We start from the raw sequence: 16,314 nt of genomic DNA, 5'->3' as shown, positions 1-16,314 counted from the left end.
ACTATCCTTTTTCCTAGTCCTATAAAGAATGAGAATGAGCTAATTTTACACAAAACTATTTTTATAGGATACTATATTACCAATCCAGATATTCTACTAGGAGGAATTAAAATGAAGAAAATCATCCTTTTATCAGCACTGTCACTATCACTTCTATCTCCAAAAGTTGCTTTGGGAGCCAATACATACGAGGTGGCCGAAGGAGATACCTTAACGAAAATCGCTTCTGAATATGATGTCAGCATTGACGAATTACTTAAATCGAACTCTGCTATAAACGATGCAAATCAAATTCGAATCGGACAAATCATAAATCTTCCCGAATCATCCAATACCACGGTTAATCGCAAAGAAAGTCAATCAGTTGAACAGCAGGTCCTTAGTTTAGTTAATGAAGAACGGGCAAAATCGGGCCTCCCTTCACTTAAAATGGATACAGCCATTTCCAACGTAGCCATTCTAAAATCTGAAGATATGCGTGATAATAATTATTTCAATCATACAAGCCCCAGTTATGGATCGCCTTTCGATATGATGAAATCCTTTGGGATCAGTTACGAGTACGCAGGGGAAAATATCGCAGCAGGTCAACCTAGTGCGGATGCTGTCATGAAATCATGGATGAACAGCCCCGGACATAAGGCGAATATTCTTAACAAGAACTATACGCACATTGGAATCGGGCATGTAACTGGAGGGAAATACGCCCACTATTGGACCCAACAATTCATTGGAAATTAAAAGCTTCAGAGGCGGCAGATTGCCGCCTCTTTTTATTTATTCTTATATTCCAAGTCTAATGATTGCTATTACCTTTCTCACTTTATATCGAAAAGACGTAATTTCAGTTCGATCGCTTCAATAAGAAAACGTTCTTCGTTATTTTTTAGTTGGATGGATACCCAAGGAATACACGTAAAGTAGTTATATCATACTATCTTTCAATTATCTTACTGATAAAAATTAAATTATGTTAAAATAGAATTCTAGATATAGGTACAAAGGGGCAATTGTAATGAAAATAGAGGTTGGCTCTGTTATCAACGAATTACGAATAAAACAAAATCTTACACGAGAAGAACTGGCTAAGGATATATGTGAACCTAATGCCCTGTCAGATTATGAAAGAAGCATCACTTCTCCAACCATTGATGAATTGGCACTTTTTGCGGATAAACTTAAAGTTGACCTGCCGTATTTCTTCACTACCAAAAATGAACCGATTTATAATTACATAGAAACCATTAAACTTTTGATTAACAAATACAAACGGACACGTAATTATGAAGCAATTTATGAAATCGTCCAAAAAGAAATGGCAACTGCACCGGAAAAATCGATATCATTTTATCAATTCTTAAAATGGCATGAAGGTATCTCTTTTTTTCATTTGTACAATGACAAACAAAGGGCTATAGAATTATTGAATGAGGCCATGCAGATTACCATGGGTAAACGGGTCATTCTTCATCAACAGGAGATAGAAATTTTAAATAGTATCGGGATCATCCATTTTAAAACGAAGAATTATGAAGAGGCCATCACCATCTTCAATGAAGCACTGGAATTTATCGAGGATATTCCCCATGTGAACCAAGAAGGTACCATTATCGTGAAGATCATTCATGGATTAGCACAAACATTGACTGAACTTCATTATTATCAAGAATCATTAAATTATACTCTTAAAGGGATCAACATTTGTAATTCGATAGAATCATTATATTTATATGCGGAACTCCATCTTTTAACTGGGAAGAATCTGGTTCATCTGCAACAACCTGAAGAAGGACTGCACTATATAAAGAATCCAAAAACATTTTCAGTCATCAAAAAAACGAAGAATTCGTACAAATTGCCGAACATGAAATGGAAAACATTTTGCACTGCATATGAATATGGATAAAAAAGATAGAGATTGCTTAAAAATCTCTATCTTTTTTTAGTATCGTTAGTTCACCCTTACCTTCAATATTTCAAATCCTTTAAAACGATCATAATGCTTTCAATAGCCATTCTATGTCAGCTATAATAGAAGAATGTAACCCAACTGGAGGAAAAAAAATTGACTAATAGATTAGGTTTAGTACTAGATGTAGAAACTACTGGTTTACGTCCCTCTTCAGATGAAATTATCGAGCTTGCCCTTATACTCTTTACATACAGCAGTGAAACAGGGGAAATCATTAATCTTATTGATCAAGAATCATTTTTAAGGGAGCCTCTCTCCTATGGAGCAAGAAGGAATTATGATCAAGCATACAGAATTCATGGAATTCCATACAGCTCCGTAGAAGGAAAGAGTTTTCATGATGAAAAAATTAAAACCTTCATTGACCGTACCGATTCGATTTTCGCACACAATGCTTCTTTCGATAGAAGTTTTCTCTACCAAATGTATCCGGAAATCAATGATCAAAAGTGGTACTGTACGATGCGTAATGTACCTTGGAAGCAATATGGATTTGAGAATAGTAAACTCTTAACATTACTGCAGGCACATAATATCACCAATTTTCAAACACATAGGGCCATGGACGATATATCTTACCTAATGGAGCTTATGAGAAAACCAGGTCCTTCTGGCCATCCTTATTTGAAGGATGTCATTGCAAAAAATCCAATGAAGAAATATGCACCTGCTTCCCAAAAAACAAGGGTATAGCCGTATAAATAATTACTTCATTGTCATGGTGCACCAATGTTTTGTCACAAACAAACCGTGGCCCATTCCATGAGAACAGTAATGCATATCTTTAAGGTGGTTTTTATTTTAGGAAGCCTTTTATTTTCCTGCATTTCACTTATTACTTGATATTTATCAAAAAACAGCGACCCAGACGGGTCGCTGTTTCAGTTTATTATAAAAGGATACTTAGTTATCCTTCATGTATTTTCACTTTTTTATCTGGATGAAATCAACAGGAACGTTATTTTGAGGGGTTTAAATTTGAACATTGATTGGAACGTAGGGCACTCGCTTTCCGCGGGCGGTTTTTACGTCTGTAGTGTCTCCCTTGTACACGCTTTTCCAAGGAGTCTTGAACGCAAGTTCCAATCAACTTTGTTTTAATATTTAGATAGAAACCCCGTTGTCGACAAAAGTGGAGCCGAAACAGCATTATCCCGAATCTGAAATTATTACCATTATTTTAAAACGAGACTTGGTTTTACTCCATAATTTTTTACTGTTTACTATATGGGGTGAAATCCTATCAAGATTGAAGAAATTTGCGACACTCCTGCCGAACAACTGGCTAGCCGAGACCCCACAGACGCTTGCGTCGAGGAGGCTTGGAAGACAGTCGGCGGAAAGGGAGCGGATTTCTTCAATCAACTGGATTTTTTTAAAAAAACTGTAGACAAACTAGTTTCCCTCGAATTTGTCTACAGTTTGAAACAGCGACCTAGACGGGTCGCTGTTTTTTTGATCATTGTACAATTGCTTCTTCCTGTTTTTCATTCAATGTGCCGTTCATTTTCTTATACCTATAAATAAAGTAAAGAAGAGATAATATTAATGCCGTAACGAGGAATATCGCCAATATAGCAAGATTGTGCCACATGAAGCTATAATCTCCTGTTGAGATGACAGCACGAAAAGCATTAATGGAATAAGTCATCGGCAGGAACGGTGTGAATCCTTGCAAGAAGCCAGGTACTAATTCATTGGGGAATGTTCCGCCACTGCTGGTCAGTTGGAGAATCAAAATCAATAATGCTATGAACCGGCCTGGATTGTCAAAGGCTGAACCCAGGAACTGGATGATTGCCATGAATGTGCAGCTAGCAAGAATGCTTACTGCAAAAAACAACGGCAGGCTCGTAACATTGATTCCAAGACCTAAAATTAAAATCGAGTCCACCAATATGGCTTGACAGATTCCGATGAGTGCCATGACACTGTATTTACTAATAAACCAGCTAAATCCACTCGCAGGTATAACAGCAGGATCTCTTAGCGGGAAAATGATCGTCAGAACGATAGCCCCGATAAATAAACTTAATGAAATTAAATACGGTGCAAAACTGGTGCCATAGTTCGGTACATTATTAATTGGTAATTTATCTACTTTAACTGGGCTTGCAAACATGTCATAAACTTCTTCATTGGATTTGATCTTGCCTGCCTCATTTGCCCCGTCATTCAATTCGTCATGTAATTCTGCAGATCCATCTGAAAGTTTGGCGATACCATCTTGTAACTTAATGGCTCCATTCGCCAGTTCTCCCATTCCGCTAGTTAGGCTGTTTGAACCCTCCTTCAATCTATCCGTTCCTGTAACCAGGCCTTCCGAACCTTCGGAAAGCTGTGAGGTTCCACTTGATAATTGCTTGGAGCCATCTTCAAGCTGATCAAGCCCGCTTACCAAGTTATTGCTGCCTTCAGTTAATTGTCCAAGTCCACTCTGCGCTGAATCTATACTTTCGCCAAATGTTGTCAAACCAGACACCAATTGACCTTGGCCATTTTTCAATTCATTCGCCCCATTGGCAAGTTTATCCTGAGCTTGCTTCAATTGCGTGAAACCGCCGCTTAATGCACTAGTGCCTTCACTTAACTGATTGGCTCCATCACTAAGGCTATTTGAGCCTTTAGCAATTTCGGTTGCACTGGCCGATAGTTTTCCCACTCCTTCAGATACTCCTTTACTACCTTCACTGATGCGTGTTAGAGAAGAAATCACTCCCTCCAAACGCGCTTTCTCTGCAGGATCATCCGTAGCTTCAGATTGTTGTTCCAATCCGGAAATAACCTCATCCAAACCTGCCGAAACTTCAGATGCCCCCGCTTTTGCTTCGTTCGATGCTGCGCTCCATTCAGACAATGAACCTGAAAGCTGGGCGGCACCAGCCGCTACACCATTTGCTCCCTCAGTTAAAGCAGGCAGCTTTTCATCTATTTGATTGAAGCCCTCTAATGACTGTTGCAATCCAGAAGCCAATTCACCAGTTCCCGCTTCAGATTTCTTGGCCCCTTGCAAAAGCTCGGATTGACCATCTTTCATTTGCCCAACACCAGAGCTGAACTGTTGTAACCCCTGATTAAGTTCCTTTGATCCTGCAGCTGCCGAACCGACCCCATTCGAAAAGGTCAATGATTTTTCAGCTAATTTTTCCAGGTTTTCATGGATTTCGACAGAACCTGAATGAAGGGAGTCAATTCCTTCATCCACTTTTTTTGAACCTTCTTTTGCTGAGATAATCCCTTCACCAAGTTCACTGGAGCCGTTTTTCACTGTATCTGTTCCGTCTTTCAATTCTCCAGCTCCATCACTGGCACTTTTGAGTCCGTCAGCCACTTCGTTCAAATTATCGAACATTGACTCCGCATAGGTTTTCGTAACCGCTGACGAAACCTCCCCTTTGATTCTCTCCGAAGCTGCATCACCTATTTTAGTGGATATATAATTGAACCCTTCATTGGACGTATAAATTAAATCAAGTTTTTTCGGATTGTCCTCCTGCAAAGTCGTTGCATTCTTCGAAAAGTTTTTCGGAATTTCTATTTTCATGTAATAATCTTGATTTTCCAGGCCTTCATTGGCTTCTTTTTGACTGACGAAATGCCAATCGAAATCCTTCTTTTCCTTTAACTCCTTGACTAAATCTTTTCCTATTGTAAGTTCCGTTTCATTGAACTCCGCACCCTCATCCAAATTGACAATGGCTACAGGCAATTGGTCCACCTTACCATATGGATCCCAAAATGCCCAAAGGAATGTGCCGCTATATAATAAAGGAATCAGTATGATCCCCATTATGGAAATGAGTATCATAGGATGTTTTATTATGGCTAAAAATTCACCCTTTAAAGATTTTAACACGCCTACCAAGCCCTCCTATACGACGAATATGCCGTTTATTTAATCTATCTCGGTGAAAACGCATGAAAGAATGTTAAATTAAGTTATATGCTTCTGCAATGTTAATTTAACATTCTTCATTTTCACTTAAATATATAATACTTTTTAAACAACCAATAATATATGACTAAATTGTTCATTTGGTCATTATCACGAAAAATAATATAACATTTATCCATCTTTTTATCAATATTTTTTCACAGCGATACATCCTATATTTACTGGTTTTATCTTTAAATCCATTTAGATTGCCTTTTAAGCTGAAAATACTTTATTATGAATTAGCTCTGATATTACATGGCAAAAAAGGGTACCCATAATGGATACCCTTTTTTGCCATGTAAGCACAATTAAATAAAGCGCTTTCATATCATTTCGATATAATTCCTTTTAATTTTTCCGCCTGCCCGGTCAATTTCTTCAAGGACTCCTGATATTCTTTTTCTAATTGTTTTATGATGCCTGCAGCGGTATCTACTTTTTTAATCGCCCCCACACCATGACCCGCTGACCAAATATCACGCCATGCTTTAGATTCAGACGATTTGGACATGCTGTCAAAATCGACTTTTTCTTTTTTGGCTAATTGTTCTGGGTCCAATCCTTCCTTCCTGATGCTCGGTTTAAGCATATTACAATTAACGCCTGAAAATGCATCGGTCAAGATGATGTCATCATGGTCAGAATCGACAAGCATTTCACGATATTCATCATTTGCCCTGCTCTCTTTCGCCACGATAAAACGTGTACCCATATATGCAAGATCCGCTCCTGCCGCCTGAGCTGCCAAGATACTGTGACCAGTACTGATCGATCCGGCGAGCAAAATGATTCCATCCCAGAATGTCCTTACGCTGTCCACGAAAGCAAAGCTATTTATCTCACCAGCATGACCGCCTGCTCCCGCAGCAACCAAGATCAATCCGTCCACACCTGACTCCGCAGCTTTCTTTGCAAAATCCACAGAGCTGACATCCGAAAAGACCAACCCGCCATAGCTATGTACGACATCCACCACATGTTTTGGTGAACCTAATGATGTAATGACGATGGGAGGCTGATGCTTTTTAACCAATTCCAACTCTTCTTCAAGCCGGCTATATGTACGGTGAACAACCATATTCATTGCCCATGGAGCGATCTTTGAGCCTGGTTCTTTATCCTTTGCTGCGATCAATGTATCGTTTATGTCACCCATCCATCGATCCAGTACCTCTATCGGCCGCGCATTCGGTGCTGGAAAAGAGCCGATCACCCCATTCAAACAGCATTCTTTCACTAACTCAGGACCTGATATTAAAAACATAGGTGCTGAGATAACCGGTAAAGATAATTGATTCCACCACTGTTCAGGCAAACTACTTGTCATCCTTAAACCTCCCATTATTAATATATTACCAAAATATAACACTACAAGATTATCATACTTCTAAAAGACGCAATTTTCAAGAAATTAATTCAGCAGCTAAAATTTAATTGTCATTCAGCGTCATTTAAATAAAAAAACTGTATATGGAATACGCCCCATATACAGTTTCGATTCAATTTGAAAGCACCCATTTCCGAATGGCCTTAGCTACACCATCTTCTTCGTTTGTCGCTGTAATCCAATCTGCTTTTTCTTTCACAATTTCTTGGGCATTTCCCATTGCCACACCCACTTTTGCTTCAGAAATCATTGCAAGGTCATTAAGGCTGTCACCCACTGCCATTACATTTTCCATGGTAATGTCGAGCAGTGAACATACGAGCTTTATCGCTTTCGCTTTATTGACGCCCATGGCATTCACTTCAATATTCGTTGGGCTTGAATTGCTTATTTCAAAGGTTCCTTTTGATGCCAGTTCATCCATGATGATTTGGCGGATGCTTGCATCATTTGTATCAAAACCGAATTTAAGCCATTGCGAATCATGGATTTTCTCAGGCATTTCAGCCCTGTAAATATTATCGCAGCTAATGGCCCAAAAATGTGTACCATGTTTTTGGCTTAATTCCCACATCCATTGTATGGATTCACTATCGACGATATTCCTTTCCACCAGTTTTCCTTGGTTATCGTAAATTTCGCTTCCGTTTACTGTAATGAGGTATGATTGGAGTTCCATTGACTTTGCAAAATCACTGCACGTCGCATAGGATCTTCCTGTGCTCAATACCACAAAAACCCCTTCATTTTCGGCTTCTTTTATCGCTCTCCGGTTTTCTTCAGATATCTCTCCAGCCTTATTGAGAAGTGTGCCATCCATATCAAGTGCAACTAGCTTAATATTTTGTTTCTCCATTCTTATTCACCCTTCCATAATCCTTCATTATGTAACTAAGTCCATGATAGCTTATAATGCATACCCAAGGAAAGTACGTGATGAATTGAACAGCATTATCATTAGTGTCTTGATTTATAATCACACAATAATCCTGATCATGACATTTTGTATTCTGCCATTATTTCTACTCGCTGTCTTTTTTGATTTCATTCAATTCTTTTTTTATCTGACCTTCCCATTTTGGGATACCATCATTTTCATCAAATTCTATAATGACGTCCGTTACCCCTCTTTCCTTTAATATTTGATTAAACAGACGATCTTTAATGTCGTCCGCCTGTGCGATTGAAATATGGGGATCCAGTTCAACTTCAAGTTCAACATGAAAATCTTCCCCTTCTTTTATTACGGCCAGTTTCTGTATATCCCTTACGTCTAGATCATCCATGACCATCGCACCAATTTTTTGCCGCATTTCAATATCGGCTTCCCCAAGAGCACCAGCAGCATTGTCAAGAAAAACCCTTCCAACCACATAGAACATACCAAGACCGATCATGACGGAAGCAACTCCTTCCGCTTGGATAAAAGGCGTGAAGTTTGCTAATAATATGGCAATTATCGCAAGGACGCCGCCACCTGTCGCTACCATATCTTCCATAAATACTAATTTCGTCGCTGGTTTTGCCCTTTTTAAACCAGAAAAGCTCTTGAATATGACGGCTGCCCCTTTAGCTTCGATTCCAGTCTCATGAACCACTTCTTTCATCGCTTTAAATAATACATATGATTCCAACACAACCGCTAACGAAAGGACTGACAAGTTAATAAGGATACCAGTTGATTCTGAAGGGTGTAAAATGTGATGGAACCCTTCTTTAATCGTTTCATAAGACATGATCCCGACAACCAATACTGCCCCTAGTAATACAAGGTTAACCAAACGTCCAAAACCATCAGGGAATCGATCAGTTGGTGACTTTTTACTTAATGCAGAACCAATGAAGACGAAAAACTGATTCGCTGCATCACCCAAAGTATGTAAAGTTTCAGCAAACATAGCGACATTTCCTGTCATGAAATAGGCAATCCCCTTTAGCACTGCGATGATACTATTCACACAGGCAGCAATGAACGCCGATTTATTACCTTGTTTCAATAATCGAAATAATTCTTTCATATGGAAATCCCCCCTTATTTTTTTATAAATGCATGATCATAATGTATTATCCCCAACACTGGAAAATATGAAACCACAAACGCAAAACCAATACGATTGGAGAAAGGTTATACGGTGTATCTCCCACAAACGAATATATTCCAGTGGTGGACGCATCTATTCTAATAAGTTCATGTAATCATTCATTTCTTTAGATGCCTGAATACGGCAAATAAAAAAAAGGAGTAAGCGGCTGCTTACTCCATATCATCCAATAACTTCGAGTGTTTATCCTTCTTTTTTCACTAACTTGGATGGATTATTTACTTTATAGCGTATTTCTTTATTGTATTTTTTGTCGACCACTTTTCCATCAAATTCGATTGCGTCTCCTTCTTCGAGCTCAGCTTTTTTTAATGTCTTGCTATATCCACACCAAGCATCGCCGATAGTCAATTCAGGCTCCGTTGTCACTTTGACATTCTCCAAGAGTATGACTTCATCTTCTTCACCAGTGAAATGGTTCATTTTTGCCGTGAACTCCTTGATAGTCGCGGTGAAATGCACTTTTTCCCCAGGCAAGTCCAATTTAGGTTTTGCTGTAGTCTTTTTAGTTTTGGTTTTTGCCTTTTTTGGTTCTGCACTTGGCTGATCGGCGTTTTCCGTAATTGGTGCTTCATCCACCTGCTCAATTTCACTTGAAACTGCGGCGGTTTCGGAAACCGGGCCACTCAACAATTCTTTTCCGAAACTGGAGCTTTGCATTTCCTTTAAATAGGAAGGGTTAATGCAGCTAAGCTTACCATTTTCAAATTCAACGACAATAGTGTCAAGTCCGTTGCCATATTGTTCATAACCTGCCAATTTGACTTTTGCTTGAAAACTTCCGCTTTTATATAATAGTTCTCTTTTAACCGAACGGGCAGTGAATAATTTCCATTCCAATCCTTTAGCGATATAGTCCGTATCATCTAAAAAAGGGATATACTCTCCTTTTGGTGCAATATAATGAATCAAACCTTCAGCTGGAGTTTCAGCCACAGTCACCACTCCTAATCTTTTCTATAGATTATATTCTAGCAAAGGATTTCAAAGTTGCAAATGAATGAGTATCATAATTGTACAGAGGGGGTGGCAGTCAAGGTTACGATTATATATAAACGCCCCCATGCCATGAATGCAATCATTTTTGGAACCAGAAAAAAAGCTGCCCACTAAGGGCAGCCCAGGCTGTAGACAAACTCGATGTAAATCGAGTTTGTCTATTTTTATGGCTTGTACAATTTGGACGTTGATTGGAACGTAGGGCACTCGCTTTCCGCGGGCGGTCGGCCCTCGGCTTTCGCCTGCGGGGGTCTCACGTTCAAAGTGTACAACCCCCGTAAAAAAGTAAAAACATGAAGGATAACTTAGTCTTCTTTTAAAATCATGGTCTGGGTAGAGACTATTTCGAAACCCCTATAGTCGACAACGGAGCTCCCCACTAAAGGCAGTCTTTTATTAGAATAGTCAATCTTTTTTCTCTATAATCGGACAAAGCGACTACATTCCTCACCCTTCCTTAACGTGGATATTTTTTAGTTTTCCTTCTTGTTCAGCAGCAATTACGTTTTTCTTATGATAAAACAGAAAGTATGACCCAATAACTAGAATCGTGAGAAGGGTTGTAAGAAAGAATTGCAATCTCATGGAATCAATAAACGCCTGAGCAACGAATATAATAAATAAAACGGCAATGGTCGCATAGGTTAAATAAGGGAATAGCCACATTTTCACTTTGAGTGTCCCGGGATTTTCTTTTTCCGTCTTTTTCCGTAAATATAGATGAGAAAAGGCGATAAAGATATACATGATCATCGTGACCCCTCCCGAGCTGTTTGCGAGAAAAGCAAACAATTTATCAGGGGAAACAAATTTAAATGTCGTGAACACATAAGCAAAGAAAACACTTGCCATTAACGCCCAAATCGGGATTCCCCGCTTATTCACTCGGGAAAGGATTTTCGGTGCATCACCTTTTTTTGATAAAGAATATAACATACGAGAGCTAGTATATAGGCCTGAATTCAAAACAGAAAGCAATGAAGTGAAGATTACGATATTCATGATTTGACCCGCTGCCGGCAGGCCTGCCATGTCAAATACGCTGGCATAGGGGGTTTTCAGTAAATCTTCAGCACCTTGGGGGATTACGAGAACCAACACGGTCACTGAACCAACAAAGAAAAGAAGAAGACGCCATACGACACTGTTTATGGCTCTAATAATGTTTTTTTCAGGGTTTTCAGACTCTCCTGCAGCAATGGCAGCTACCTCACTTCCCGATAAAGAGAAAGTGATGAATATCACACTAAGAAGGACAGGCAGAAAACCTTTTGGTAAAAATCCTTCCGCTCCAGTTATGTTTGAAAGGCCTGGTGAATCAAATCCCGGAACCAATCCAAAAATCATGGCGGCACCAAGGAAGAGGAATATTACAATGGCAGCCACTTTCATGAAAGCTAACCAGTATTCAAATTCCCCATAAGCTTTGACTGAATAGATATTCGTAATCGTCATTAATATAGGGAAAGATAGACTGGCAGCCCATATAGGTATACCAGGAAACCAATCATGAATCATAGTTCCCAATAACGTAGTTTCAATAGCAATGATGATAACCCAGTTGAACCAGTATAACCAGCCGATCGTGTATCCGGCCCAAGGACCGAATGCTTGATGTGCATATGTTGAGAAGGATCCGCTATCAGGATTTACAACAGCCATTTCACCCAGCATACGCATTATAAGCACGATCATCAATCCTGCGATTATATACGATAAAATCGCACCAGGACCAGCTGAATCAATTATGGTTCCGCTTCCGATAAATAACCCTGCCCCAATTACCCCGCCAATAGAAATCATTGTGACATGCCTGGTCTTGAGACCATGTTTCAATTCATTTGTTTGAAGTGCCACTATTGTCACCATCCTTAAAAACTGTCAATTTAACGTTTTGTAAGCAGTAGACCACTGCTCATGGGTACCCTAGTAGAAATCTTTCATTCAAAAAAACAATTTTAACAGTCCTATACCCGTTTCATCATTCGTTTTCATGAGGCCAAATTCACAATCGTTATATGTATATTGAACAGCGTATATTCTATTAACCGGTAATGCATTTCTATTTATACTATCTCTTTACTACCATCAGCCCCTCAATGAATTACACGGAACGTACAATGGTACTTGTTGATATTTCACTTTCGCTTTTTGTTGAGTGAAGTTCTTTTATTTAAAATAACCAGCTCTTATTCTTTCTTTCCTCTATCTTCTTTTTTTATAAAAGCACCCTCTCTCATTAAAATTTCATACCTATATAAAATAAAAGCAATATCCATGCCAAAAAAAGGATAGTTATTCAATTAGGGTTTAACGCTTTTATGGATTAAAAACGATTCATTGTTGCATCATAAATGCATTTTTTGATTCATATATTAATTATTGACCCTTTTTGATTCACAATTGAATTAAAAATGACAATTTAACTGATTTCATTTTAGATTTCGACACCTTTACATACCGAAAAATAACAGAGATAAAAAGAAGATGCCAAAAACCAAATTATGATTTTGCATCTTCCAAATATATTTATTTTCTTGAGAATGATTTTATGTAATACCGGCAGTTCCGAAACAGCCTTTCCTATTAATCAAAAATCTGTACATGCTTCGAAAAATATCGATATGTATACTATTTTACTTTATGAAAATTCACTATATGATATGTATTATACCCTTTGAAGCTCATTCTGGACTTTAGGGAAATGGATGCTGAATGTGGTTAAATTTTCATTGGAGACACAATTCATATATCCATCATTACTTTCAATGATTTTTTTACATACGTATAACCCAATTCCCGTTCCTAACTCTTTCGTCGTGACAAAGGGTTCAAAAATAGATTCAATCAATTCACTTGCAATGGCCGGTCCATTATTTGAAATTCTAATTATTCTCTCATTCGCCTCGATTAAAGAGTTTATCCTCAAAATTCTTGGATGTTCCTTATCCTTTAAGGCATCAATCGAATTTATAAAAAGATTCAAGAACACTTGTTTTAACCCATCCTTGCTCGCTGTCATGACGAAGTTTGGATAAATATCTATTTCCACATTAACACTGGCATCCACAATATTTGCATAAGTCAGTTCTTGAATTTCTTCAATTAGCTTTAACACTGAAATTTCCTCTCTTTGTTCCTCATTAAAATCTGATTTAGAGGTATGGAGGAATTGGGTTATCCTGAAATTCAGCTGATTTAACTCATAATCAATGATATCCAAATACTTCAAATCCGGGTTCTCCCTCTTCAGTAATTTATTGAACCCCATGATAGCTGTAAGAGGATTTCGGAATTCATGTACAAAGCTTGATGATATCTGGCCCAATACCGCTAATTTATCTTTGTGGTTTTCACTTATATAAGACTTTTTTTCCTCAATCACTTCATTTGTAAGATTCGTATATCTCGATACTGCATGGTAGCTGAACGTATCAAAGTGCAAGTTGATGTCATTAATGAATTTCTGCATATAATTAATCGGGATATTTGCCCCAAAAAGATTTCTGATTATGATATTTCTCCCCAAATTGATATTATATAGAAAATCCCCAATGTTGATATTCGCTTCAAGACGTTCTTTTGCAACCTGGTAAGCCAATTTAATCAGCAAATCTTCAGATAGTACTTCCTTGAACGTTTGGATCACCAGTGAGTACATTCCATAACCATTTTCTTTAATCTTTTCTTTGTAGGGATCTATTTCATTGATCTTAATAGTCTCGTTCCATTCATTTAAAAACTCAGATTCTTTTTCTTCCAAATATTGGATCAATACAAATTTATACTTCTTATGTTCAGATGACAACTTCATACTATTGACCACACATCCCCTTACGGAAATTTAGATACTATATCAATAACATCATTCTATATGAGATTTTGATTTCCTGCACTTCATTATTTATAGTAGTGAAATGTAGCTTATAAGGAGACAAGGTATGCATGTTCGCATATAGTTACTTGCAATAACAAGAACCGACCAAATCAGGTCGGGAATCTGAGAGATTTTAAAAGAAAAATTATCATACATATTTTTTATATACTAAGGAACTCTTACTTTTGAAAGTTGATTCCATATTTTTTCATTTTTCTATAAAGCGTATTTCGGCCGATGTCGAGTTGTTTCGCGGCGTTACTGATATTTCCACCTGTTCGTTCCAATGCATTCCTGATAAGCTGGGTTTCTTGTTCTTGAAAGTTTCTTGGTTCTCGATCGGCAATTGCCCCTTCCTCATTTGTAATGGAAGAAACAGGACAAAGTGCCACAAGCATGTCCCTTGTAATCGGGCCCTTATCAGCTAGGAATGCAGCCTGTCCGAGAACGTTTTGCAATTCACGGAAATTTCCTGGCCACGAATATCCCAAAATGAATGTTTTAGCTTCGACTGTCAGTTCAGTATGTTCGCTCTTATAAGGTAAATCCGCTAAAATGTATTCTGCTAAGAGCAATAAATCTTTACGACTCCTCAGATTTGGAAGTTTTAAAGATAATCCACAAAGGCGGAAAAATAAATCTGCACGGAATTCTCCAGCTTCCATTTCTTTTTGTAAGTCTTTGTTGGTGGCAGCAATGACCCTGACATCGATTGGAATGGAAGCATGTCCGCCGACACGCGTCACACATCGTTCCTGAAGCACACGGAGCAGAGACGCTTGAGCTTGAAGCGGCATGTCCCCGATTTCATCCAAAAACAGGGTTCCGCCATCTGCAGCTTCGAACTTCCCCTTATGCCCGCCGCTTTTTGCTCCAGTAAAGGCACCCTTTTCATACCCAAATAACTCACTTTCCAATAAGTTTTCTGGAATTGCGCTGCAATTGATGGCGATGAATGGCTTATCGCTTCTTAAGCTATACCCATGAATGGATTGAGCGAACAGTTCTTTTCCCGTTCCGCTTTCTCCAGTGATCAGCAAGCTGATATCAAGCGCTGAAGCTCTTTTAGCAATGGATATGGTTTGATTCATTTGTGGATCATTACTTATTATATCGGTAAATTGATAACGATTGGTTGTTAATCCATCAATCAATTTCTGTTTTTTTAACCGTACGATCACGGATGATTGATGTTCTATATTTTTGCCAAGGGTTTGAACCAAGAATTCCTGGTCTTTAATGGAAACCCTCCGTTCTAAAACGAGTGGGTCAGTTCCTGATACAATATTCGATACCGGTTTTTCCAATGTGCCGATAACATCTGACGCCGCTGAATTGAGATCTGTAACTTTCCCTTCTTTATCTAGGGTAATTAACGGATCAGGGTATGAATCATATATAAAATAAAGGTTTTTCTCCCTTTTTTGTGTTTGGGACAACAAGAGTGATTGTTTGATGCTATCAGCCACCCTCTGAACTAAGCTAATGGAAAAAGGATGATAATTCTGTTGATGACTGCTTAAGTTCAAAACACCAAGCAGGTGCCCATCAGGGTGATAAATGGGTGATGCGGCACAAGTAAGAAAATGGTTATCCTGATGAAAGTGTTGACTGCCATGAATCAATACAGGATTCCTCTCCACTATGGCTGTTCCTATTGCATTTGTTCCTTTTGATTCCTCTAGCCAATTGGCCCCTTTTCTTAAGGAAACATTATCTGCATGGCGGATGAAAGCTGGATCCCCAACTGTTTCGATAATATATCCTTCAGGAGCAGCAAGTAATAAAATGGACTCCAAACCATTAATCGAATGATAAACTTCTTCTAAAATGGGAGAAGAATGGTACAGAAGTTCCGCATATCGATCGTGGTATTCGGCCAACTCAAAAGCACCAAGCATATCTTCCTTTTCCATCATGCTTGGCTGAAGTCCCTTCGAAATGCACCGCTGCCATGATTCTTGAATAAATGCCGGTATGGTTCCTTTATCCGCGCTTATATTAACAGACATTGAATAATCCTCCCGTATGTATAATCAA

At 38.5% G+C, this 16,314-nt stretch carries 11 protein-coding genes; 3 read left to right on the top strand and 8 right to left on the bottom strand.

Going from position 1 to position 16,314, the window contains the following annotated elements:
- The first annotated feature begins 111 nt into the window (after positions 1–111).
- The 3 genes from AC2YHV_RS20175 to AC2YHV_RS20165 all read left to right on the top strand — a co-directional run bounded on the left by AC2YHV_RS20175 (position 112) and on the right by AC2YHV_RS20165 (position 2,665).
- Positions 112–741 carry a CAP domain-containing protein gene (locus AC2YHV_RS20175; protein ID WP_034307058.1) on the top strand — a complete coding sequence of 210 codons (630 nt, stop codon included), beginning with the start codon at positions 112–114 and terminating at the stop codon, positions 739–741.
- Between the two features lie 274 nt (positions 742–1,015).
- Complete coding sequence (locus AC2YHV_RS20170) at positions 1,016–1,906, top strand: helix-turn-helix domain-containing protein (RefSeq protein WP_487373934.1); 891 nt, start codon at positions 1,016–1,018, stop codon at positions 1,904–1,906.
- A gap of 159 nt (positions 1,907–2,065) precedes the next feature.
- The gene (locus AC2YHV_RS20165) at positions 2,066–2,665 is read left to right on the top strand and encodes an exonuclease domain-containing protein (RefSeq protein WP_048679624.1); all 600 of its coding nucleotides are present in this window, start codon (positions 2,066–2,068) and stop codon (positions 2,663–2,665) included.
- 766 nt (positions 2,666–3,431) lie between these two features.
- On the opposite strand, the gene AC2YHV_RS20160 is transcribed toward AC2YHV_RS20165, so the two are convergent.
- From AC2YHV_RS20160 to AC2YHV_RS20125, 8 genes are all read right to left on the bottom strand, one after another.
- Positions 3,432–5,828, bottom strand: coding sequence for a YhgE/Pip family protein (locus AC2YHV_RS20160; protein WP_487373933.1), 2,397 nt, complete (start codon positions 5,826–5,828; stop codon positions 3,432–3,434).
- A 409-nt stretch (positions 5,829–6,237) separates the two neighbouring features.
- Positions 6,238–7,236, bottom strand: coding sequence for an NAD(P)H-dependent flavin oxidoreductase (locus tag AC2YHV_RS20155; RefSeq protein ID WP_487373932.1), 999 nt, complete (start codon positions 7,234–7,236; stop codon positions 6,238–6,240).
- 172 nt (positions 7,237–7,408) lie between these two features.
- Positions 7,409–8,152 (bottom strand): Cof-type HAD-IIB family hydrolase, encoded by a 744-nt coding sequence (locus AC2YHV_RS20150; protein ID WP_176526331.1) that lies wholly within the window; start codon positions 8,150–8,152, stop codon positions 7,409–7,411.
- Between the two features lie 166 nt (positions 8,153–8,318).
- Positions 8,319–9,314 carry a cation diffusion facilitator family transporter gene (locus AC2YHV_RS20145; protein ID WP_063576112.1) on the bottom strand — a complete coding sequence of 332 codons (996 nt, stop codon included), beginning with the start codon at positions 9,312–9,314 and terminating at the stop codon, positions 8,319–8,321.
- Positions 9,315–9,581: 267 nt separating this feature from the next.
- The gene (locus tag AC2YHV_RS20140; RefSeq protein WP_082854619.1) at positions 9,582–10,334 is read right to left on the bottom strand and encodes a hypothetical protein; all 753 of its coding nucleotides are present in this window, start codon (positions 10,332–10,334) and stop codon (positions 9,582–9,584) included.
- Between the two features lie 510 nt (positions 10,335–10,844).
- Complete coding sequence (locus AC2YHV_RS20135) at positions 10,845–12,263, bottom strand: amino acid permease (protein ID WP_141489663.1); 1,419 nt, start codon at positions 12,261–12,263, stop codon at positions 10,845–10,847.
- Between the two features lie 802 nt (positions 12,264–13,065).
- Entirely contained in the window at positions 13,066–14,211 is a 1,146-nt protein-coding gene (locus tag AC2YHV_RS20130; RefSeq protein WP_487373931.1) for a histidine kinase N-terminal domain-containing protein, read from the bottom strand.
- Positions 14,212–14,453: 242 nt separating this feature from the next.
- A complete protein-coding gene (locus AC2YHV_RS20125) occupies positions 14,454–16,286 on the bottom strand; it encodes a sigma-54-dependent Fis family transcriptional regulator (RefSeq protein ID WP_487373930.1) in 1,833 nt (610 codons plus the stop codon).
- Between the last annotated feature and the right edge of the window lie 28 nt (positions 16,287–16,314).

This window comes from Peribacillus sp. SRI_006 (assembly GCF_057586375.1).
This window is presented reverse-complemented; position numbering and strand designations above follow the sequence as displayed.